Annotated in this window: 12 protein-coding genes, 1 tRNA gene and 1 pseudogene; 9 read left to right on the top strand and 5 right to left on the bottom strand. The window is 70.8% G+C overall.

Translation table 11 applies throughout. The features are described 5' to 3' along the window. Window position 1: 1 nt before the first annotated feature. The gene (locus VIS07_18325) at window positions 2-403 is read right to left on the bottom strand and encodes a hypothetical protein (GenBank protein ID HEY8517471.1); all 402 of its coding nucleotides are present in this window, start codon (window positions 401-403) and stop codon (window positions 2-4) included. A 483-nt stretch (window positions 404-886) separates the two neighbouring features. Between VIS07_18325 and VIS07_18320 the strand changes: the two genes are divergently transcribed. After that, the gene (locus tag VIS07_18320) at window positions 887-1,327 is read left to right on the top strand and encodes a hypothetical protein (protein ID HEY8517470.1); all 441 of its coding nucleotides are present in this window, start codon (window positions 887-889) and stop codon (window positions 1,325-1,327) included. Between the two features lie 27 nt (window positions 1,328-1,354). Here VIS07_18320 and VIS07_18315 read toward each other — a convergent pair whose 3' ends face one another. Further along, the gene (locus VIS07_18315; protein ID HEY8517469.1) at window positions 1,355-2,239 is read right to left on the bottom strand and encodes a formyltetrahydrofolate deformylase; all 885 of its coding nucleotides are present in this window, start codon (window positions 2,237-2,239) and stop codon (window positions 1,355-1,357) included. Between the two features lie 46 nt (window positions 2,240-2,285). Between VIS07_18315 and VIS07_18310 the strand changes: the two genes are divergently transcribed. From VIS07_18310 to VIS07_18300, 3 genes are all read left to right on the top strand, one after another. Next, entirely contained in the window at window positions 2,286-3,116 is an 831-nt protein-coding gene (locus tag VIS07_18310; GenBank protein ID HEY8517468.1) for a MaoC/PaaZ C-terminal domain-containing protein, read from the top strand. A 3-nt stretch (window positions 3,117-3,119) separates the two neighbouring features. Further along, window positions 3,120-4,037, top strand: coding sequence for a crotonase/enoyl-CoA hydratase family protein (locus VIS07_18305; GenBank protein HEY8517467.1), 918 nt, complete (start codon window positions 3,120-3,122; stop codon window positions 4,035-4,037). A 121-nt stretch (window positions 4,038-4,158) separates the two neighbouring features. Next, window positions 4,159-5,370, top strand: a complete 1,212-nt coding sequence (locus tag VIS07_18300; protein HEY8517466.1) for an FAD-dependent oxidoreductase — start codon at window positions 4,159-4,161, stop codon at window positions 5,368-5,370. A gap of 120 nt (window positions 5,371-5,490) precedes the next feature. Here the strand turns inward: VIS07_18300 and VIS07_18295 are convergent, their stop codons facing one another. Beyond that, complete coding sequence (locus tag VIS07_18295) at window positions 5,491-6,663, bottom strand: acyl-CoA dehydrogenase (GenBank protein HEY8517465.1); 1,173 nt, start codon at window positions 6,661-6,663, stop codon at window positions 5,491-5,493. 209 nt (window positions 6,664-6,872) lie between these two features. On the opposite strand from VIS07_18295, the gene VIS07_18290 reads away from it, so the two are divergent. After that, a tRNA-Val gene (locus tag VIS07_18290) sits at window positions 6,873-6,946 on the top strand. 692 nt (window positions 6,947-7,638) lie between these two features. On the opposite strand, the gene VIS07_18285 is transcribed toward VIS07_18290, so the two are convergent. Then, a complete protein-coding gene (locus tag VIS07_18285; protein HEY8517464.1) occupies window positions 7,639-11,307 on the bottom strand; it encodes a DEAD/DEAH box helicase family protein in 3,669 nt (1,222 codons plus the stop codon). 277 nt (window positions 11,308-11,584) lie between these two features. Between VIS07_18285 and VIS07_18280 the strand changes: the two are divergent. The 4 genes and pseudogenes from VIS07_18280 (at window position 11,585) to VIS07_18265 (ending at window position 17,832) form a co-directional block, all read left to right on the top strand. Next, window positions 11,585-12,237, top strand: a pseudogene (locus VIS07_18280) (ADP-ribosylglycohydrolase family protein). 47 nt (window positions 12,238-12,284) lie between these two features. Further along, entirely contained in the window at window positions 12,285-14,180 is a 1,896-nt protein-coding gene (locus VIS07_18275) for an ATP-binding domain-containing protein (GenBank protein ID HEY8517463.1), read from the top strand. A gap of 26 nt (window positions 14,181-14,206) precedes the next feature. After that, window positions 14,207-15,070, top strand: coding sequence for a neutral zinc metallopeptidase (locus tag VIS07_18270; GenBank protein HEY8517462.1), 864 nt, complete (start codon window positions 14,207-14,209; stop codon window positions 15,068-15,070). Between the two features lie 125 nt (window positions 15,071-15,195). Next, a complete protein-coding gene (locus VIS07_18265) occupies window positions 15,196-17,832 on the top strand; it encodes a fused MFS/spermidine synthase (protein HEY8517461.1) in 2,637 nt (878 codons plus the stop codon). A 36-nt stretch (window positions 17,833-17,868) separates the two neighbouring features. Here the strand turns inward: VIS07_18265 and VIS07_18260 are convergent, their stop codons facing one another. After that, window positions 17,869-21,246: a DUF748 domain-containing protein gene (locus VIS07_18260; GenBank protein ID HEY8517460.1), complete on the bottom strand. Its 3,378-nt coding sequence runs from the start codon at window positions 21,244-21,246 to the stop codon at window positions 17,869-17,871. Window positions 21,247-21,305: the final 59 nt, after the last annotated feature.

The raw sequence follows: 21,305 nt of genomic DNA, 5'->3' as shown, positions 1-21,305 counted from the left end.
TTCAGGCCTTGGCGGCCTTCTTGGCGGTCGTGCGACGCGTGGTCGTCTTGCGCGCCGTGGTCTTGCGAGCGGCGACCTTCTTGGTGGTCGTCGTCTTGCGCACGCGCGCCGTGGTCTTGGCCGCGGCCTTCTTGGCGGTCGTCTTCTTCGCGGCCGTGGCGCGCGTCTTCGTGGTCGAGCGCTTCGCCGTGAACTCGCTCGCCGTCGAGGTGCCGCCGACCTTGTAGCGTCCGCGCACCTTCGGGATGTAGCGCAGGCGCATCGTGATCTTGTGCTGCTCGTAGTGCTTCTTGCAGCGCCAGCCCTTGTACGCCGGACGGCTGCAGAGCACGCACAGGCCCATGGCGCGATGCTTCCGCTGCCAGCGCGCCTGGCGGCTGATCTGCGATTCGTCCTTTTGCATGTGATCGCTCGCTTTCTGGGAACCTGGCTTGCGCGGAGCTTTTCGCTCGACGCGCCGACGCTCCGCTTCGACCCGAGCGGGACTGCGCAACGACTACGCCGGGTGCGCCGGAGCGCCTCCTCAACCCACGAACGCCGTCTCCGCGCCCCATGCACGGTGCGACGCGCGTCATCCCCTCTACAACCCGGCCGAGGTTCCCTCGTTCGGATGGGGACTCGGTCGTGGTTAGCCGACGGCGTGTCGATAGTCAAGCAACTGGTAAGGTTTGACACGCGTCAAGCTGGGTGTCGCGGACGGTATGCTTGATGCGCGATCGGATGACGCGTCGCGGCGCCTTGGCGTCTGCTGCGACGTGATCGCGATCACGCGATGCGGTGATGAGCGGGCCTGGATTGGGTCGCGCGATCGACGCACACCGCCGACGTCGGGGCATCTTGCCACACCACGTTGGACGCCTCGCGCGGTGGCGCGTATGCTGCTTGCATGACGTCGATCGCGATCGCGCTCTTGACGGTCCTTCTCACCGGCGGATTCGATCAGTCCCGTCAAGTGCAGGTGCGCATCGAGGGCTACCTCGGCGCCACGCGACAGGAAACGAAGGCCTGGGAAGAGCTCGAGGTGCGGGTCGGCGAGGGCCCGATGCGCAAGTTCGCGATGACCGACATCAAGTCGCTGTCGGGAGGGCCGGTGATGGGCGCCGACCTCCTGCAGCAGGTCGAGATGATCAAGCCCAACTTCATCTTCACCGGCGACGACGAGCTGATCCAGAAGATCGCGACCGCGCAGCCGAACCAGCTGCTGAAGATCACCGGCTACACGCAGCTCGGCTCGCAGTTCGTGCTGGTCGAGACCGTCGAGCGCAGCGAGCCCATCACCGGGCCGACGCCGACCCCGAACCTGCGCGAGGAGCTGCTCGGCTTTTAGGCAGCTCCTCGCGCCACGGATTGCCGCTCAGCTCGCGCTCTCGGGGCTCATCCCGGGGCGGAAGATCACCTTCTTGTCCTTCACCACGAGCTGATCGGTGACGAAGAGCTGCACCGCGCGCGCGAGCACCTCGGCCTCGAGCGCCTTGCCGCGCGCCTTGACGTCCTCGAGCGTGTCCTCGCCGACGCGGATGTGGAACACGTCCTGGAGGATGACCGGCCCCTGGTCGAGCTGCTCGGTGACGAAGTGCGCCGTGCAGCCCGACACCCGCACGCCTTCCTCGAACGCCTGGCGGTATGCGTTGGCGCCCGGGTGATACGGCAGCAGCGACGGGTGGATGTTGATGATGCGGCTCGGGAAGCGGTTGACGATCTCCGGCGGCAGGATCTGCATGTAGCGCGCGAGCACCACGAGATCGGGCTGCAGCTCCGCGAGCCGCTCGCCGATGAAGCGGAAGTGCGCCTGCTTGTCGTCCGCGGGGTGCCACGCGAAGGGCAGGCCGTGCTGCTCCGCGATCGGACGCAGCACGTCGTGGTTCGAGAGCACCATCAGGTACTCTGCGGGGATCGTGCCGCGGTCGCGCTCGCGGATCAGCGCCTCGAGGCAGTGCGGCTCCTTGCTCACCAGGATCACGACGCGGCGCCGCGGACGCTCGGCGAGCAGCCGCAGCGACACCTCCATGTTGATCTCGCGCCCGATCTCCTTGAGGCCGAGCACGAGCTCGTCGAGCGACGCCGTCATCTCGCCGACGTCGATCTTCATGGTCATCACGAACAAGCCTTCGACGACGCGCTGGACGATGTCCTCGATGTTGATCCCGAGGCTCGCGAGGTAGGTCGAGACGCGCGCCACCACCCCTTTCTGATCGCGGCCGATCACGGAAAGAACCGCGAGATTGACGCTTCGTGCCATGGGCGGACAGACTTGCTTGCGAGCGGACAAAGGGCAAGAACGGGCCATGCCCATCGACCCAAGCATCGTCGGTAAGAAGCTCGAGAAGAGCACCGCCGAGTGGAGCGAGAAGGACGTCATGCTGTACGCGCTCGGCGTCGGCGAGACGTCGCTGCCGTTCGCGTACGAGCAGAACCTCAAGGTCCTGCCGACCTTCGCGGTGATCCCCGCGTTCCCTGCGATGTTCACCATGGGCGGCGCCATGCAGGTCAATCCCATGATGATCCTGCACGGCGAGCAGCGCATCGAGCTCGCGGGTCCGATCCCGACGCGCGCGAAGGTCGTGAGCGAGCCGACCGTGGTCGCGCTCTACGACAAGATCAAGGGCGCGGTCGTCGTGGTCGAGGTCGAGAGCCGCGACGAGAGCGGCAAGCTGCTGTTCAAGAACACCTTCACGACGTTCGTCCGCGGCGAGGGCGGCTTCGGCGGCGACCGCGGTCCGTCCGGTCCGAAGAACGTGCCGCCCGAGCGCAAGCCCGACGCGGTGGTCGAGATGCCGACGCTCGAGTGGCAGGCGCTGCTGTACCGGCTGTCGGGCGACATGAACCCGCTGCACGCCGATCCGCAGATGGCGGCGATCGCCGGCTATCCGAAGCCGATCCTGCACGGGCTCTGCACGTTCGGCCACGTCGGACGCGCGATCCTGCACACCTTCTGCGACTCCGATCCGGCGCGCATGAAGGACTTCGAGGTGCGCTTCTCGGGCGTCGTCTACCCGGGCGAGACGATCGTCAGCGAGATGTGGCAGGAGAGCCCGACCCGCATCGTCGTGCAGGCGAAGACCAAGGAGCGCGGCGAGGTCGTGCTGACGAACGCCGCCGCGACCATCAGCGCCTGAGCCGTGACGACGCTTCGCACCGAGACGGCGAACGGCGTGCGCCACGTCATCCTGTGTCGCGCCGCCGAGTACAACACCATCACGCCCGCGCTGCGCGACGAGCTCGCGCAGGCGATCGACGACGCCGAGGCCGACCGCGACGTGCGCGTCATCCTGCTGCGCGCCGAGGGCCGCGCATTCTGCGCCGGCTACGGCCTCGACTGGTCGACGACGGCGCAGGCGGCGGAGGTGACGGGCGGCGCGGCGGAAGAGGTCGCCACGCAGCGCGCGGAGGTCGAGGCGCCGTGGCGTCCGGGCAACGCGCCCGGCGAGCGCCGCGTCTGGGACTCGATCGCCGACCTGCGCATGATGGAGCGCTTCGTCGCGACCTACATGAAGCTCTGGTACGCGCGGAAGCCGACCATCGCTGCGGTGCAGGGCTGGTGCATCGGCGGCGGCACCGACATGGTGCTGTGCGCCGACATCATCGTCGCCGCCGAGAATGCGAGCTTCGGCTACCCGCCCGCACGCGTCTGGGGCACGCCGACGACGGCGATGTGGGTCTACCGGCTCGGCGCCGAGCGCGCGAAGCGCTACCTCCTGACCGGCGACGAGATCCCCGCGCGTACCGCGGCGGAGATCGGCCTCGTGCTCGAGGTCGTGCCCGACGACGAGCTCCTCGAGCGGGCGACCGCGCTCGCCGAGCGCATGGCGCGTCTGCCGCTGAACCAGCTCGTGATGCTGAAGCTGCTCGTCAATCAAACGGTCGAGAACATGGGCTTCGCGTCGTCGCGCATGCTCGGCACGCTGTTCGACGGCATCGCGCGCCACACGCAGGAAGGGCTCGACTTCGTCGCGCGCGCGCAGAAGGTCGGCTTCCGCCAGGCGGTGCGCGAGCGCGACGACCCGTTCGGCGACTACGGCAGCCGGCCGAAGAAGTGACGTCGGCGGCGCACGGGCGGTTGCACGCTGGCCGGCGCGTTCGGGTCATCTCGACGGCGTCGCGCGCTCGTGATGTGAGCGATCTCGTGCGCTCGGGCAGCCACGACGACGGGCGGTCGCGATGAAGGTGGTCGTCGTGGGCGCCGGTCCCGCCGGCGCCGCAACCGCGCTGCTGCTCGCGCGCGCGGGCGTCGACGTGACGCTCGTCGAGCGCGAGACGAGCTTCGATCGGGTCTTCCGTGGCGAGGCGCTCATGCCGTCTGGCGTCGACGCGCTGCACGAGATGGGGCTCGGCTCCGCGCTCGATCAGCTCGGCGCGCGCCGCCTCGAGGGCTGGGAGATCTTCATCGACGGCGAGCCGATCTTCCGCGTTCCCGAGCCCATCGCCGAGCTCGGCGAGCGCGCGGTGCGCATCGTGCCGCAGCCCGCGCTGCTCGAGCGCATGGTGGCCGAAGCCAGGCGCGAGCCGGCGTTCCACTTGCTGACCGGCGCCGGCGTGCGCGACCTGCTGCACGCCGACGGCCGCGTGCGCGGCGTGAGCGTCCTCGGCGCGAGCGGCGCCCAGGAGCTCGAGGCCGACCTCGTGATCGCCTGCGACGGTCGCGCCTCCACGGTGCGGGCGCGCGCGGGCCTCGAGCTCGTGCGCTCGCCCGAGCACTACGACGTCCTGTGGTTCAAGATGCCCGCGCCCGACGAGCTGCGCGAGCGCTGCTCGTTCATGATGTTCGCGTCGGCGACGACGCAGGCCGCCTGCTACACCTCGTGGGACGGCCGTCTGCAGTTCGCTCTCGTGCTGCGCAAGGGCGCCTACCGCGAGCGTCGCGGCGCCGCGTGGCTCGACGAGCTCGTCAGGCCGCTGCCCCGCTGGCTCGCGGACCACGTCCAGGCGGTGCGTGGCGACGTCGAAGGGCCGGTCGTGCTCGACGTGATCGTCGGCCGCTGCCGCCGTTGGTCGGCGCCCGGCGTGCTCGCGATCGGCGACGCCGCGCACCCGATGGCGCCGATCCGTGCGCAGGGGATCAACGTCGCGCTGCGCGACGCGATCGTCACGGCGAACCACGTCGTCGCGGCGGCGCGCGCGGGCTGGGGCGCGGAGAGGCTCGCCGCGGCGACCGAGGCGGTGCAGCGCGAGCGCGAGCCCGAGATCGCGCGCGCGCAGACGCTGCAGCACCGCGACGCGCGCGGCTGGAACAGCCGCTTCGCGCCGCTCCTGCTCGGCGTCGCCAAGCGCCTCGGCAAGCGGATCGGCGGTCGCGCCTGGGCGCAGCGCGCCTGGCTCGAGCAGCAGCGCGACCTGCGCTTCGGCATCGGGCCGGTCAAGCTCGCGCGCTGACGGGCGTCAGCATTCGGTGGGTCGCGCCGCCGCGCACGCCGACGATGCGGCGTGACCGGGGCCGGGCGCGGAGCGCAGCTGGCGGCGCGGCGCGGCCGCGGGCGCTGCGGCGTCGCTCGCTCAGCGCGGCAGCCCGAGGACGCGATCGGCGATGATGTTGCGCTGCACCTCGGACGTGCCCGCGGCGATCGTGCGGCCGCGCGAGTAGAGGAAGAGGTGCGGCCAGTGGCCGTTCGCGACCGCGTGCTTCGAGCCCGGCATGAGCTGTCCGTACGGCCCCAGCACCTCGAGCATCAGCTCGAGCTGGCGCTGGTACATCTCGCTCCAGAAGAGCTTCTCGATCGAGCCCTCGGGTCCCGGCGGGTGGCCGCGCAGCTGGCGGGTGAGGCCCCGGTACGCCGTCAAGCGAATGATCTCGCTGTCGATGAAGGTGCTCGCGAAGCGCTGCCGCTTGATCGGGTCGCGGCGCGTGCGCTCGTCGAGCGAGGCCAGCATGTCGTCGAGCGCGGTGCGCGACTGCAGCTGGCGCTGGAAGGTCAGCGTCGCGCGCTCGTGCATCAGGCAGGTGATCGCGATGTTCCAGCCGTCGTTGATCTCGCCGACGACGTTGGCCCGCGGCACGCGCACGTTGTCGAAGAACAGCTCGTTGAAGTCGTCGTCGCCGCTGATCTGCTTGAGCGGCCGGATGGAGATCCCCGGCGAGCGCATGTCGACGAGCAGGAAGGTGATGCCCTTGTGCTTCGGCGCGTTCGGATCGGTGCGGGCGAGCAGCATGCACCACTGCGCGTAGTGCGCGAAGCTCGTCCACACCTTCTGGCCGTTGACCACGAAGTGGTCGCCGTCGAGGATTGCGCTCGTGCGCAGCGAGGCCAGGTCCGAGCCCGCCCCCGGCTCGGAGAAGCCCTGACACCAGATCTCGTCCGAGGTCAGGATCGGCGGCAAAAAGCGCCGCTTCTGCTCCTCGGTGCCGTGCCGGATCAGGACGGGGCCCGCCATGGTGAGCCCCGCCAGGTTGACCGGCAGCGGCGCCTTCGCGCGCGCCGTCTCCTCGAGGAAGATGATCTGCTCGATCAGGGTGGCGCCGCGCCCGCCGTACTCCTTCGGCCACGACAGCCCCGCGTAGCCGGCTTCGAACAGCTTGCGCTGGAACGCCTTGTCGAAGCGGACCATCTCGTCGATGTCCTTCGGCGGCGGGCAGGCGTCGGTGCCCCAGCCCGGCGGCAGCGCGCGCTGCAGGAAGTCGCGCAGCTCGGCGCGGAAGCGCTCCTCGGCTTCGGTGTAGGAGAAGTCCACGGGCGAGTCATACAATCGGCGCGCGGGGTGGCAAACCGGCGGGGGTCGGCGGAGGGGCCGGACGGGGGTGGCGGAAGGGCCGGGCGGGTGTGCGCTGCGGGCTGGGTGGCGCGGGTCGCGCGTGCGGGCGGGCGGGGCTAGGCGCCCGAGCGCCGGACGGGTGGTCTTTGACCGTCCGCGGCGCGGTTGTTAATCACCGTCTCTTCCGGGGTCGCATAGCTCAGTTGGTTAGAGCGCTTGCCTCACATGCAAGAGGTCCCTGGTTCGAATCCAGGTGCGACCACTCGCGCTTCGCCGGGCGACCGAGGCGCGGACCTTCTTAAAGGAAGGCGCGCCTACCGGCCGGCGCCGGCGATGAGCAGCGCCCACCCTGTGTCGATCCAGCGGGTCGAGGCCTTCGGCGTCCCGTCGAGATAGCGCAGGCGGTTGACGCGCGCCTCGTCGAGGACGCCGCCGCGTGCCCGGACGTCGTCGGCGGCCGCGAGCACCCAGGCGATGTCCTGCAGCGACACCGTGCGCTCCGCGAAGCCGCCGTCGCCGCTCCTCGGATCTCGGACGCCGGCAATGCGCAAGCCGCCGCGCGGCGCCTCGCCGACGATCCGTAGCTGCTTGCCGTCGCGCGCCAGCACGCCGCCGACGCCAGGATCGCGCAGGACGGCTTGCACGACCTCGCGCGCTCGCTCGAGGTAGCCGTCGGGCAGGCGACGGGAGACTTCGCGTCCCGCGCCGAGCGCGCGCCAGGTCGCAAAGTCGACGGCGGGGATCGACCAGATGTCGCCACCGAGCGCCCGCGCGACGCCGGCGTAGCGCCACGGCTGTTCATGCGAGGTACGCGTCAAGACAAAGGCCGTCTCGCCGGGCCGTCGGTCGGGGACGCTCGCACGGATGCGATCTGGCTCGATCAATGCCCCGCGCTGCTCGATGAGGATGAACAAGTGTCCGTCGATGCGCTTATAGGAACGCGAACCGCGCTCTTCACGAAAGATCGTGGTGAGGTTGAATGCGCTCGGAAGATCCTCGTCCGCGATGCGCTCGCCAACGGCAGGGGCGATGTCCTCGGGACGAATCGCTTGTTCCACGATTGCGGATGACTTTCGTGTCTGCGCTCGCGGGGATCGTCGGTCCACCCGGGCTGTCGGAAACGAGCAGCCAGCGATCGCCGTCGCGCCGAACGCGCTTGAGCACGTACGCCGAGTCGGGCGACGCGTCGTTCGGCGACGCCGGGAGCTCGACCAGCGCCACGCGTCCTTCCACCGCACCGAAGCGCGCCGCGCGCGCCCAACGCAGAACGACCCAATCGCCGTCGCGGATCGGCGTATCGCCGCCGTCCATCGACCCGCCGACGGCGCGCACGGCGAAAAGCTCGCTTGATGGCAAACCCGAGACCGGCAGTCGCACCGTCTCGGCGCCCGGCGCGTCCGCGACGCGGTCGGCGAGCGCCGTCGCTCGTGCATAACCGGCCGCGGCTCGCAATGTGGGGAACGTGACGACTGCGTCACGGCGCGCGAGCGGGACGACGCGCGCGCTCGCCGGCTCGACCCACCAGCCGTCGGGCGAGCGCGTGAAGCGAACGCGAAACGCCGTGCCCGGGCGACCCGCATCCGGTCCGAACCAGCGGCGCAGCAAGTCGGGAAGCTGGTTCGTCGCGGTCCCGAGCGGACGGGCGATGCTGCAAGAGTCCTTTATGAAGCGGAATCGCCACGCCGAGCCGTCGGGCAAGCGTACGTCCGTTTCGCCGCTCGGGAGGTCGGGACGCGCGGCGCGCGACGGCAGCTCGAGCAGCGGATCGCGCTGCTTCCAGCCAACGACGCACTCGAACGTGTCGCCGGCCGCCTCGGCGCGCGCTCGCGCCACGTACTCGACGAGACGCCACTCGACGAGCTCGCGCGTCATCGCGGCGAGCGTCGCTTGGTCGCCGGGCAACGACGGGATGTGCGACACCAGTCGCTCGTCCTCCACGGAGAACCACCGAGACCCGGTCCACGCAGCGATCGGGTTCTTTCGCCAGTAGGCGCGCCAGCGCATCGGGTCGGGACGTTGCGGATCGTCGAGCTCCTTGACGCCTTCGAGGTCGCGCATGAGCTCCGGAAAGCGGAGCAGGTAGGCGTGGCTCAGGCGCGCCAGCTCGTCGAACGGCATTCCGGTCGCCAGCGCGTCGCGCTTGAGCAGCACCTCGAGGACGACCATCTTGAAGCACTTCGTCATCGCGGTCGTTTCGAGCTCACGGAGCCAGTCGCCCGCCGCGGCAAGCACGCGTTGCTCCGCCTCGTCGAGGTCGCCCTCGCGCGCGACGAAGTCGAACCAGCCGTTGTATGTCTGGCGAAGCGTGCGCGTCCGGTAGCCGAGGCGCGTAAGCTCGGCCGCCGTCGGCCGCTCGTCGCGCGATGCACGCAGCTCGCGGTACGCGCGCTCGACCTCGCTTGCGCCCGCCGGCAGGAAGCGCCGCAGCATGTCGATTGCCTCGAGCTCGACGTCGACCGAGCAGCCTTCCGGCAGATCCGGCTGAACTCCCTGCTCGAGGAAGTCGCGTACGCTCACGCGGCGCCCGCCGAGCGAGATCAGGGTGCGCATGCGATCGAGGAACACGCGGTGGTTGCCGACGAAGTCGATGACGATCAGCCGTTCCTTTCCGTCCGCGGGGCGCAGGCCGCGGCCGAGCTGCTGCAGGAAGACGATCGGTGATTCCGTCGGTCGCAGCATGACGACGCGATCGACGGCGGGGACGTCGACGCCTTCATTGAAGAGGTCGACGCTGCACACCGCATCGAGCTCTCCGGCGGCGAGCTTCTCGAGCGCCTCGTCGCGATCGTCGGATCCCGGTGCCGCGTACACCGCGACCGCGCGCACGCCGCGCTCGACGAGCCAATCGCGCACGAAGCGTGCGTGCGCGATCGAGCAGCAGAAGACGAGCGAGCGCCGTGCAGCGTGCTCGTTCCACGCTTGCCACAGGCGCTCCATGCGGGCCTGCGTCTGGACCGCCTGCGCGAGCACGGCCGGATCGAAGCGTCGGTTGCGCCAAGGGATGTTTTCATAATCGACGACGTCGGCGAGCCCGAAGTACACGAACGGGGACAGGCGTCCGTGAACGATGCCGACGCCTAGATCGGCGCGGTACACGAGGTTGTCGTCGAGCAGCCCGACCACATCCGCCTCGTCGAGGCGATCGGGCGTCGCGGTGAGACCCAAGACGAAACCCGGCTCCAGGCGGTCGAGGATGCGCCGGTACGAGGGCGCAGTCGCGTGGTGCACCTCGTCGACGATTACGTAGTCGGGTGAGCCGCCGGCGTCGAGGATGAAGCGCTCGAGCTGTGCCGGCCGCGAAAGCTTCGCGACCGATGCGAAGATCACGTCGCCCTTCGTGTCGCTGCGGTCGGCGGCGAACCAGCCGAAGCGCGCGTCCGGGAAGGTACGACGGAAGGCCGCGGCCGCCTGCTCGAGCAGCTCCGAGCGGTGCGCGATGAAGAGGACGCGCGGCATGCGACCGAGCGACTCGCGCACGGCTTCGACGTCGAACGCCGCGAGCAGCGTCTTGCCGAGACCGGTCGCCATGACGACGAGGCCTCGCTTGCGGCCGTCGGCACGCGTCGCCGCGAGCGCGTCGAGTGCGGCCTGCTGGATCTCGTGCGGTTCCGGCTTGGGCGGCAACTCCTCGGACTCGACCTCGCCCGCGGGGAGCGCGCGCGGCATGCGACGCACGCGCTCTGCGTACGCGTCGACCCAATCTGCAGTGAGCGGACGAGCGCGCGTCCACCAGCTCTCGAAGGCTTCGACGATCTCGCCGTACGCTGCAGGATCACGATCGCGGTCGACGCGCAGGTTCCATTCGACTCCCGCGTCAAGAGCGGTCTCGGAGACGTTGCTGCTGCCGACGAAGGCCGTTGCAAGGCCATCGCCCTCGAAGCGCCACGACTTCGGGTGAAAGGAGACGATTCCGAGCTCGTCGCGCACTTCGACGATGCGTGCTTCGAGGCGGCCGCGCGGCGCGGAGGGCGGCTCATGCGCCGTTGGAGGTTCCCCCGCCTCGCCGGTGATGTCGTCCGTGGCGTCATCACTGGTCGTTTCGAAGGCCTCCGACGCGCTCTGCCAGTCGAGCAGGCGGCGGAGCGCGCTCGCTTGCGTGATGTCGAGGTAGTCGCCGGTCACGATGCGAATGCGCGTGCCGCGCGCGAGCGCATCGTTGACGAGCGGCTGCAGGCGGGTGAGGCCGCTGTCCTGCACGAAGGCTGCGATGATCGCGATGTCCGTGGCGCGCGCGAACAGCGGACGCACGTGGCGCAGGAACGGATCCTCGCGACCACCGGTCGCGAGCGCGCGCGGTGGAGGCGAAGGAGCCTTAGCGGATTCGTCGCGCAGGTAGTTCGCGCGCGCCGGGATGACGTGGCGCACACCGCCGCGCGGGTCCGGCACGTCGCCGTGGAAGCGCGGGATCACGTGCACGTGCAGATGAAAGACGGTTTGGCCGCCGGCAGCGCCAACATTGATGCCGATGTTGAAGCCGTCGGGCACCTGCGGGTGCAGGCGGCGCAGGATCGCATCCCGCGCGATCTCGATCGACGCCGTCAGCTCAGCTTGCTCGTCCCGTGTGGCGTCGAACCAGGTCGCGATGTGGCGTCGCGGGACGAGGAGCGCGTGCCCAGGGGACACAGGAAAGGCGTCCCAGAGGCCGAGAACCAATGTCCCCTCGTGGAACAGGCGAGCGAGGGGCGGCGCGCAAAATGGGCACGTCAGGTCCGGCATTACGTGGCGTTGATCGTGGCGAGAAAGTAGCTGGCGACGTATCCGCTCTTTGCCCGTGACGTTCTAATCTCGAGAACTACCTTGCTTGAAACACGCGGGGCGAACGTCGGGCTGCAAAAGCCGCTGCCCATCGTGATACCGCGCGGCAACGGCGATTCTGGTAGCGACGATCTCGATATTCCCGATGATCGACCGCCTGCGCAACCGCTACCACGGCACCCTCCTCGGCCTCGCCACCGGCGACGCACTCGGCACGACGCTCGAGTTCCGCCGCCCCGCCACCTTCGCCCCGATCGACGACATCGTCGGCGGCGGCCCGTTCCACCTCGCACCCGGCAAGTGGACCGACGACACCTCGATGGCGCTCTGCCTCGCCGAGAGCCTGATCGGGCGCCGAGGCTTCGACCCGCTCGACCAGCTCGAGCGCTACGTCCGCTGGTGGCGCGACGGGCACCTGAGCTCGAACGGCCGCTGCTTCGACATCGGCACGACCGTACGCACGGCGCTCGCGCGCTTCGAGCGCACGCATTCATCGACAGGAATCCGCCGGAGATCAGGGGCGAGGGCTACGTCGTACGTTCACTCGAGGCCGCCCTGTGGGCGTTCCATCGCTCCGACTCGTTCCGCGACGGCGCGCTGCTCGCGGTCAACCTCGGCGACGACGCGGACACGACCGGCGCAATCTACGGACAGCTCGCGGGCGCGTACTACGGCGAGCAGGGGATCCCGGAGGCGTGGCGCACGCGGCTCGCGCACCGCGAGCTGATCGAATCCTTCGCCGACCGACTCCTCGCGCTGCGCACGCACCTCGCGCGTCTCGCGAACGCATCTCGATAGGCGTTCGCCGCTGGCGCGACTGCACCGCGTCGTGCAACGAATCCACGATGGCGACAGGCTACGCAGTCGAAGACCGCCTCTCCAACGCGAACCCCGGCGAGCAGCTCACCTTCCAGTGGCTTTGCGACGCTCTGCCCGACGACTACGACGTCTGGCACGAGCCGCGGATCGGCGGAAAGAAGCCCGACGTCGTCGTCTTCGGACCGGACCTCGGACTGCTCGTGCTCGAGGTCAAGGACTGGTCGGCCGATGCGATCGTCGCGGTCGAGCCGGCGCGAAGCGTGCACCTGCGCGACGTGCCGACCGCGAAGGTCTACACGCACCCGGTCGAGCAGGCGGAGCAGCATCTGTTCACCATCAAGCAGCTGCTCGAGAAGCATCCGCCCTGCGTCCACATGGGTGGTGACCACCGCGGCAAGCTGCAGTTTCCCTTCGCGAAGGGCGCGGTGCTGCCCAACGTGACGGCACGCGAGGTCGCGGATCTGCAACTCTGCACGGGCTACGCAGACGGCGCCGTGATCGCCGGCGACGAGATCGGGAGCTCTCCGCGATGGGCGCTGCAAGGTCGCCAGCTGGTCGAGCGCCTGCGCTGCGCATTCAGCGTCAGCTTCCCCTGGACGCTCTCCGCCGAGATGCGCAGCGCCGTGCGCTCCGTCCTCTTCCCGGACGTCATGGTCCAGCGCTCGTACGCCGACCGCAGAGCGCCGCGGCCCCCGAGCGGCCAGCAGCTCGCGCTGGCGCTCGGGTCGATGCGCGAGATGTCGCCCGACCAGCGTCAAGTCGCGCTCGAGCTTTCGGGCGGCCATCAGGTGCTGCAGGGCGTGGCGGGCAGCGGCAAGAGCGACGTGGTCGCGGCGCGCGCACGCATCCTCGCCGACGCGAACCCGACGTGGCGCATCCTCGTCCTCTGCTTCAACGTGAGCCTCGCCGCGTGGCTGCGCTCGCGCGTGTTCGCGGGTGGCGAGCTTCAGGAGCGCGCGCTCACCGTCCTGCACTTCCACGAGTGGGCGCGCGACCTGCTCGATCGCGCCGGCGTCTCCTACCCGCGGCGAATCTACGAAGAGGACGACGCGTACCCGCAGCTTCTGCTCGACGCGCTGCGCGACGGACGGATCACGCAGCGCTACCACGCGGTCCTGGTCGACGAGGGACAGGACTTCTCGGTCCCGATGCTGCAAGCCTGCCTCGCCGCGCTCGAGGAAGGCCGCGAGACCTTTCTCCTCGCGCTCGACAACGCGCAGCGGATCTACGAGGGCAGGAGCTTCCCGCTGTCGAGCGTCGGCGTTCGTGCGCGCGGGCACTCGAGGATCTTGAAGGTCAATCATCGCTGCACGCGCGAGATCAACACCTTGTCGCGGCGCTTTCTCTGGGGCGACGTCGCCGAGGGCACGACCATCCGCATCGGCGACCAGAGCGCGATCGTGCCGATCTCCTCCGAGCGCTCCGGCGAGCCGGTGGAGGTGCAGCGCTGCGCCGACGTCCTCGAGCAGGTCGCGTGGACGGCCGCGCGTTGCCAGGAGCTCGTCGCACAAGGCTGGATGCCCGACGAGCTCGCCGTCCTTTACACGGGATCGAGGGTGAACGAGCTCGGCGTCCCCCTTGGGCGCGAAGCCCCGGGCGGCGTCGACCTCGTCGCGCTCCTGAAGCAGGCGTTCGCGGATGCGCAGGTGCCGCTGCACTGGCTGTCGAAAGATCGCGGCACGAAGGCCGACGCGGTCCTCGACCACGGCGGCGTCGCGCTGTCGACGGTGCACAGCTTCAAGGGCCTCGAGTCGCGCGTCGTCGTGCTGCTCGGGACGGACGCGCCGCGCAACGGCGCGAGCGCGCGGGAGAATGCGCGAGCGCTCCTCTACACCGGCATGACGCGCGCGACGCACCGCCTGCTCGTGCCGTGGTCGAATCCCGACGGTTTCGGCGCCGAGCTCGAATCCCTGCTGACCTAGCCCGCGACCTGGGATAGAGACCCGCCATGCGCTGGCGGGGCCGCAGGCAGAGCGCCAACATCGAGGACGTGCGCGGCCACCGCGTCTCGCGCGGTGGCATCGTCGGCATCGGCGGCACGGGACTCGTCGTCCTGCTGCTGTTCGCGCTCGTCACGGGACAGGACCCGCTGCAGCTCCTCGAGCAGGTGTCGGGACCCGCGACCGACACGACGACCGGCGAGCCCTACCAGGAGTCGGCGCAGGAGCAGGAGCGGCGCGAGTTCGTCGCGGTCGTGCTCGCCGACACCGAGGACGTCTGGAACGACGTCTTCGCGAGCGAGATCGGAAGCGCGTACCGCGAGCCGCGTCTGGTGCTGTTCTCGGGCGCGGTCGAGTCCGGCTGCGGCTTCGCGCAGGCGGCGGTCGGTCCGTTCTACTGCCCGCTCGACGGCAAGGTGTACATCGACCTGCAGTTCTACGACGAGCTGCAGGAGCGCTTCGGCGCCGAGGGCGACTTCGCGCAGGCCTACGTCATCGCGCACGAGGTCGGACACCACGTGCAGAACCTGCTCGGCGTCGCGGGGAAGGTCCGCGACGCGCAGCAGCGCGCGGATCGCGCCGTCGCGAACGAGCTCTCGGTGCGCCTCGAGCTGCAGGCCGACTGTCTTTCCGGCGTGTGGGCCAACCACACCCAGCGCGCCAAGGCGGTGCTCGAAGCCGGCGACGTCGAGGAGGCGCTCGGCGCCGCATCCGCCGTCGGCGACGACCGCATCCAGAAGCGCACGCAGGGCTACGTCGTGCCGGAGTCGTTCACGCACGGCTCCGCCGAGCAGCGCGCGCGCTGGTTCCGCCGCGGCTTCGAGAAGGGGACGCTCGCGGCGTGCGACACGTTCGGCGTCGACGAGCCGTAACGGCGTCCGCGCTGCATCCGGATCTCCGCACCGAACGACCCGCGCGAAGCGCAGCGCCTTGACCGTCGCGCGACGCACGGCCTAGGCTCGCCGGTCGGCCGCAGCCGACGGCCGACGACTCCTCCTTGACCCGCTTCATCGCACTCGTCCTCACGCTGCTCACCGGCGTGAGCGGTCTCGTCTACGAGGTCGCGTGGCAGCGCTACCTCGCGACGCTGCTCGGCTCGCACAGCGAGGCGACGGCCGCGGTGCTGGCGATCTTCCTCGGCGGGCTGTCGGTCGGCTACGCGCTGTTCGGGCGCGTGACCGCGCGCCTCGTCGCGCGCGCCGCGGAGCGCGGCACGCCGCCGCGCCTCGCGCTCGCCTACGGCGTCGTCGAAGCGGCGATCGGCGTCTACGCGTTCGCCTTCCCGTGGCTCTTCGGGCTCGCGCAGGCGGCATCGTATCGCTTGCCGACCACGCAGCCCGGCGTCGCGTTCGCGTTCGACGTTCTCCTCGCGGCGCTGCTGATCGGCCCGCCGACGGTGCTGATGGGCGGCACCATCCCGATGCTCACGCAGGCGCTGTCGCGCAGCGTCGCGGACGCGACGCGTCTGCACGCGCTGGTCTACGCGTTCAACACCGCGGGCGCCTTCTTCGGCGCGCTCGCCTCGGCGTTCTGGCTCGTGCCCGAGCTGGGGCTCGTCGGCGTGCTGCGCGCGATGGGTGCGGTCAATCTCTTCGCGGGCACGGTCTTCATCCTGCTCGGGACGCGCGCGCAGGCGAACGTCGTCGCCGAGCCCGCGGCGACGGATGCACCCGCCGTCGTGCCGCGCTTTGCCGCGTTCGCGCTCGTCGCGCTGCTCTCGGGCTTCGCGATGATGACCGTGCAGACGGTGCTGATCCGTCTCGCCGGTCTCGCCTTCGGCTCGTCGCACTTCGTGTTCGCGATGGTGGTCGCGGCGTTCGTGCTGTGCATCGCGCTCGGCAGCTTCGGCGTGTCGGCGCTGCCGCGCATCTCGCCCGCGATGACGATCGCGAGCCAGTGGGCGCTGATCGGCGCGCTGCTGCTGCTCGACAGCCAGCTCGAGAACGCCCCGTACTGGGCGCACGTGCTGCGCGTCTCGTTCCCGAGCGAGGACGGCGCGTTCTACGCGTACTACTTGACGTGCTTCGCCGTGGTGCTCGCGGTGCTCGCCGTGCCCGTGCTGCTCTCGGGCGCGACGCTGCCGCTGCTCTTCCACCACCTGCGCGGCCGCATCGGCGACCTCGGCGCCGTCGCGGGTCGCCTCTACAGCTTCAACACCGTCGGCTCGCTGCTCGGCGCGCTGCTCGGCGGCTACGTGCTCTTCTTCTGGGTCGACATGCACGCCGTCTTCGAGGTCGCGTGCGGCGCGCTGATCGTCGGCACGACGATCTTGACGCTGCTGATGCCCGGCGCGCGTCTGCGCACGGCGAGCTTCGCGTGCGCCGTGCTCGCGCTCGTCGTGCTGGTCGCGTTGCCGGACTGGTCGCCGCAGCGCCTGTCGGCGGGGCTCTTCCGCACCCGTACGCCGACCAAGCGCACCTACGTCGGCCCCGACGCCTTCTTCGCCCAGACCGACGGGATCGAGATCCTCTACCACCGCGACGACCCGGTCGCGTCGGTGACCGTCAAGGAGTTCCCGATCTGGGCCGGACGCCGCACGCGCGCGATCGTCACCAACGGCAAGCCCGACGGCGCGCTCGCGCTCGACTACACGACGATGGGGCTCGCGGCGCTCGTGCCGGCGCTGCTCGCCGAGCGCGCGGAGACCGCGTTCGTCATCGGCTGGGGCACGGGCGTCACGGTCGGCGAGCTCGCCGCGCTGCGCACGATGCGCGAGATCGTCGTCGCCGAGATCTCGCCGGCGATCATGGAGGCGGCGCCGTACTTCGACGAGGGCAACCTGAACGCGTCCAAGAGCGACAAGGTGCGCGTCGTCGTGTCCGACGCTTATCGCGCGCTGCTCCGCAGCCGGCAGCCGTTCGACGTCATCGTCTCGGAGCCGAGCAACCCCTGGGTGACCGGCGTCGAGATGCTGTTCAGCCGCGAGTTCCTCGCCGCCGCACGCGACCGCCTCGCGCCGGGCGGCGTGCTCGCGCAGTGGTTCCACACCTACGAGACCGACGACGCGACGCTCGACATCGTGCTGCGCACCTACGCTTCGGTCTTCGACCGCGTCGCCGTCTGGTACACGATGACCAACGACCTGCTGCTGCTCGGCTTCCAGGCGCCGGACGCCGAGATCGATCTCGAGCGCCTCGTGCAGCGGGCGCGCAAGGTCGACTTCATGCTCGGCTTGAAGCGCTCCGGCGTGGACGGCGTGCCGGCGCTGCTCGCGCACGAGCTGCTGCCGCCGGGCGTGGTCAACGCGCTGATCGGCGACGGACCGATCCACGCGCTGCTCCATCCGATCCTGAGCCACCACGCGGCGCGCGCCTTCTTCCGCGGCGGCGAGGCGCAGGTCCCGGAGGTGATGCGTGTCGCCGCGGCGCGCGGCGACACGCCGACGCTCTTGCAGCGCTGGGCCGCGCTCTCCGGCGGGCGGCTCGGCGACGAGGAGCGCGCGCAGGCGGTGCACGAGACCTGCAAGCACCGGCCGCGCGAGTGCGCCGTCATGCTCGCGCAGTGGCTCGCCGACGATCCACGCTCGCCGCAGCTCGCGGTGCAGCTCGCGCGCGTCCGGAAGATGCATCCCCGCGACGAGACGTTCGCACCCGCGAACCTCGAGATGCTGCGCGCGACGTTCGCGACGCGCTGACGTCGGAGTGACGCAGATGCGGCACGCGGCGTCGCGCTACGGCGCGGGCGCGGCGGTCGTGCTCGACGCGAGGCTCGCCGACGCCGCCGGTCCGGCGCCGAGCTCGAGCGCCACCTCCGGCGCCTGCTGGCCGCTCGGCGACGCATCGACCTCCGCCAGCGCGACGCGCTCCGTGGCGATGCCGTGCTTCTCGACGAGCGCCGCCTGCACCGCCCGCGCGCGCTCGGCGGCGAGCTCGGGGATGCGCGAAGGAGGGACGTCCTGCTCCGCGAGGCGCTCCTCGAACCACTCGCGCGCCTCCTCGGGAACGTCCGCGGGCTCGTCGTTGGCGCGCTTCTGCAGCACCGGCAGCACCGCCTCGCGCTGGTCGAGCTCGCCGACGTTCGCGATCGTGCCCCAGAAGCCCGAGCTCTGCTCGATCTCCTCGCGCAGCGCCTGCTCGCGCAGCCAGCGCTCGTCCTCGGCGCCGGCACGGCCGCGCAGCTCGATGCGCAGCGCGGGCGAGCGCTCGAGGAGCTCTGCGAGCCTCTCGACCAGCTCCTCGCCGTTCTCGGTGAGCTCGGCGCGACCCGGACGAAACGCGATCGCCTGCGGCGTCGCGTTCTCGACCTTTCCACCGGCCGTGCCGATCGCCATCACCAGCTTGAGCGGCGAGGTGACGGCGCCGAGGATCGCCTTAGTGAGCGCCTGGCCGATGATCGAGCCCAGCGCGACGCTCGCGCCGCTGCGGTCGCCGGCGACCGGGATATCGAGCGAAATCTTTCCATCGAGGTCGGTGAGCAGCGCGAGCGCGAGCGACAGCGGGATGCCGAACTGCTGCTGGAAGAGCGCCTCGCCCTGCTCGCCGGTGATCGTGAGCTGCGAGAGCACGAGGCGGTTCGAGGCGTCGAAGGCGTCGCCCGTCATCTTCACCTTCGACTCGAGCGAGACGGTGCCGCCGCCGAGGCCGTAGCCGGTGCCGGAGGCGTAGGGGTTGAGCGGCTCGAGCGGCAGGTCGTCGAGCTTCGCCGTCAGGTTGGTCGCGTTGCCGCGCACGGAGCCGGTCAGGTTCAGCTTCGCGCCTTGCTTGGTCTTCGCGTCGAGCTTCAGATCCTCGATCACGGGGCCGGGCCAGCGCACGCCGGTCGCACGGACGTCGAGCGGCAGGATCTCGTTCCGGAAGGGCGGCCGCACCGCGCGATCCTCGACGTTGATGCGCCCGCGCGCGATGGTCGCGCGCGCGATGCGCAGGTCGACCGGCGCCGGAGGCTCGCTCGCGGCGGCGTCACGCGCTTCCGCCGCGCGCGCTGCCGCTGGCTCCGGTGGCTGCTTCGCCTCGCTCGAGCCGGCCGCATCGCCCTCCGGCGCAGACGACGCAGCGTCGCTGCCGCCGAGCGCCGCCGGCAGCACGATGCCGCGCTCGGTGCGCGTCACCCGCACGGCGGGCTCGACGACCTCGAGGCTCGCGAGCGTCGCACGGATCGGCTCGTTGCTCTCGCCGCCGAGCGCGGCGGGGACGACGCCCTCGCTGATCTCGAGCGTGACGTTCTTCCACGCGACGCCGAACGCGTCGCCGGCCGACTGCGGGTCTGCGACCTCGAGGTTGGCGAGCGCGACCTTGCCCGAGACGCGCGCCGCCTGGTCGCCGGCGCCCGACGGCGGTCCGAGCGCGACCGTCAGGTCGGCGTCGAGCACGCCGCTGCGCAGCAGCGCCAGGACCGGCTGCTCGATCGCGGCGAGCAGCTCGGGCAGCGCGAGCTGCGCGACGCGCACCGTGCCGTCGAAGGCGAGCGGCTGCTGCACGACGCCGCCCGCGACCTCGATCGTGCCGGCGGGCGGCGCGACCTTGACGCTCACCTCGCTGCGCGCGCTCGCGTCGCTCGAAAGCTCTTGCAGCGTCGCTTCGAGCGCGAGCGGGACGGTTGCTTCGCCGCGCACCAGCTCGATGGTCGCGTCGCGCAGCTCGACCTCGGCGACGCGCCAGGTCCAGGAGGCGTCATCGGCTGGAGCTTCACCCGACGCCGGTCGTTCCGCGGCAGGGGTTTCGGAAGCTGCATCGCGCAGTGCTGGCTCGTTGGCGGCGGGTTCCGGTGGCGCGGCGCCGTCGGCTGCTGCGTCGCTCGGTGCCCCGTTGCTTGACGATGCGGCGTTCGCGTCTGCCGCGTCCGCGACGGCGTCGTCCGTCGACGCACCGTTCGCCGACCCGGCGTCAGCAGGCACGACCTCCTCCGCCGCGGCCGGCGCGTCTTCGCGCGCGGCCGGCGCATCGCCCGGCGCGGGGGTGGCATCATCTTGTGCGGTCGAAGCCGTCGCCTCCTGCCCCGACGCATCCTTCGCGAGCAGCGCGTGCAGCAGCGGCACCGCGCGCTCGGGCTCGTTCGGACGCAGCGGCAGACGCAGGCCATCGAGCGCGACGCGCGACACCTCGGCCTTCTGCCCGACGACGTCGACCTCGCCGAGCGTGACGTCGAGCCGCGACCACGCGAGCGCCGGCCCGTCGTTCTCGGGCACGTCGATCTCGAGGTCGCGCAGCGCAACCGTGCCGCTCGCGGTGTGCGGTCCTTCGGCATCGAAGACGTGCTGCAGCTCCGCGTCGAGGCGCCCGCTGATGTCGCTCCAGCCGAGGTCCTTCAGGTAGACCTGCGTGCCATCGACCGGCAGGTCGCGCAGCGTGATCGTCGACTCGACGTGCGGCCCGGCGTCGCGCATCGCGACGCGCGAGTCGAGCGCGAGGCTGCCCTCGCCGATGCGCGCCTCGAGCGTCAGGTGACCCGGCTCGTGGCCTTCGCCGGCCACCGTCAAGACCAGATTGCCCGCCGTGACGTCGTCGATCGCGAGCTCGAACGGCTCGGGCTCGGGATCGGCGGCGAAGTCGCGGAAGCCGAGGCGGCCGTTGCGCAGCCGCACCTGCGAGATCCGCAAGCCCCAGCCTGACCCTTCCTCGGCGGGCGGGGGCTCCTCGGCCTCGGGCTCGTCGCTCGGCACCGGACGAGGCAGGACGAGCGCGCCGTCGCGCGCGCGGTCGAGGCGCACCGTGAAGTCGTCGAGCTCGACCTCGGCGACGTCGATCGTCTTGCGCAGCAGCGGCAGCCAGCCGATGCGCACCCACAGGCGTCCGATGTTCGCGACCGGCTCCGACGTCGCCGGCGCCGCGGCCGCATCTCGCACGTCGGTCGCATCCGCACCGACTTCCGCCTGCGGCGCGAGCTCGTCGGCGTACACCGTGACGCCGTGCAGCGCGACGCCGCCGCGCAGCAGCGCGAAGTCGACGTCCTCGAGCGTGATGCGTCCGACCAGCGCCTGGTCGGCTTGGTCGACCGCCACGCTGCGCACGATCGAGGGCAGGGCGATCCGCAGAGCGATCGCCAGCACCAGCACGCCGAGCAGCACCAGCACGCTCGGTCGGCGGAGCCATGCGACGAAGCGCCGCCTCACGAGTCGATCCTATCCCGGTGAGATTCGGTGTCGAGACCTCCGAGCGCGGAGGCCGGCGG

It is taken from the genome of Candidatus Binatia bacterium (assembly GCA_036563615.1).
In the GTDB taxonomy this organism is placed as follows: Bacteria; Desulfobacterota; Binatia; order UBA12015; family UBA12015; genus DATCMB01.
The sequence above is the reverse complement of the archived record's forward strand: the minus strand, read 5'-3'. Positions and strand labels throughout refer to the sequence as shown.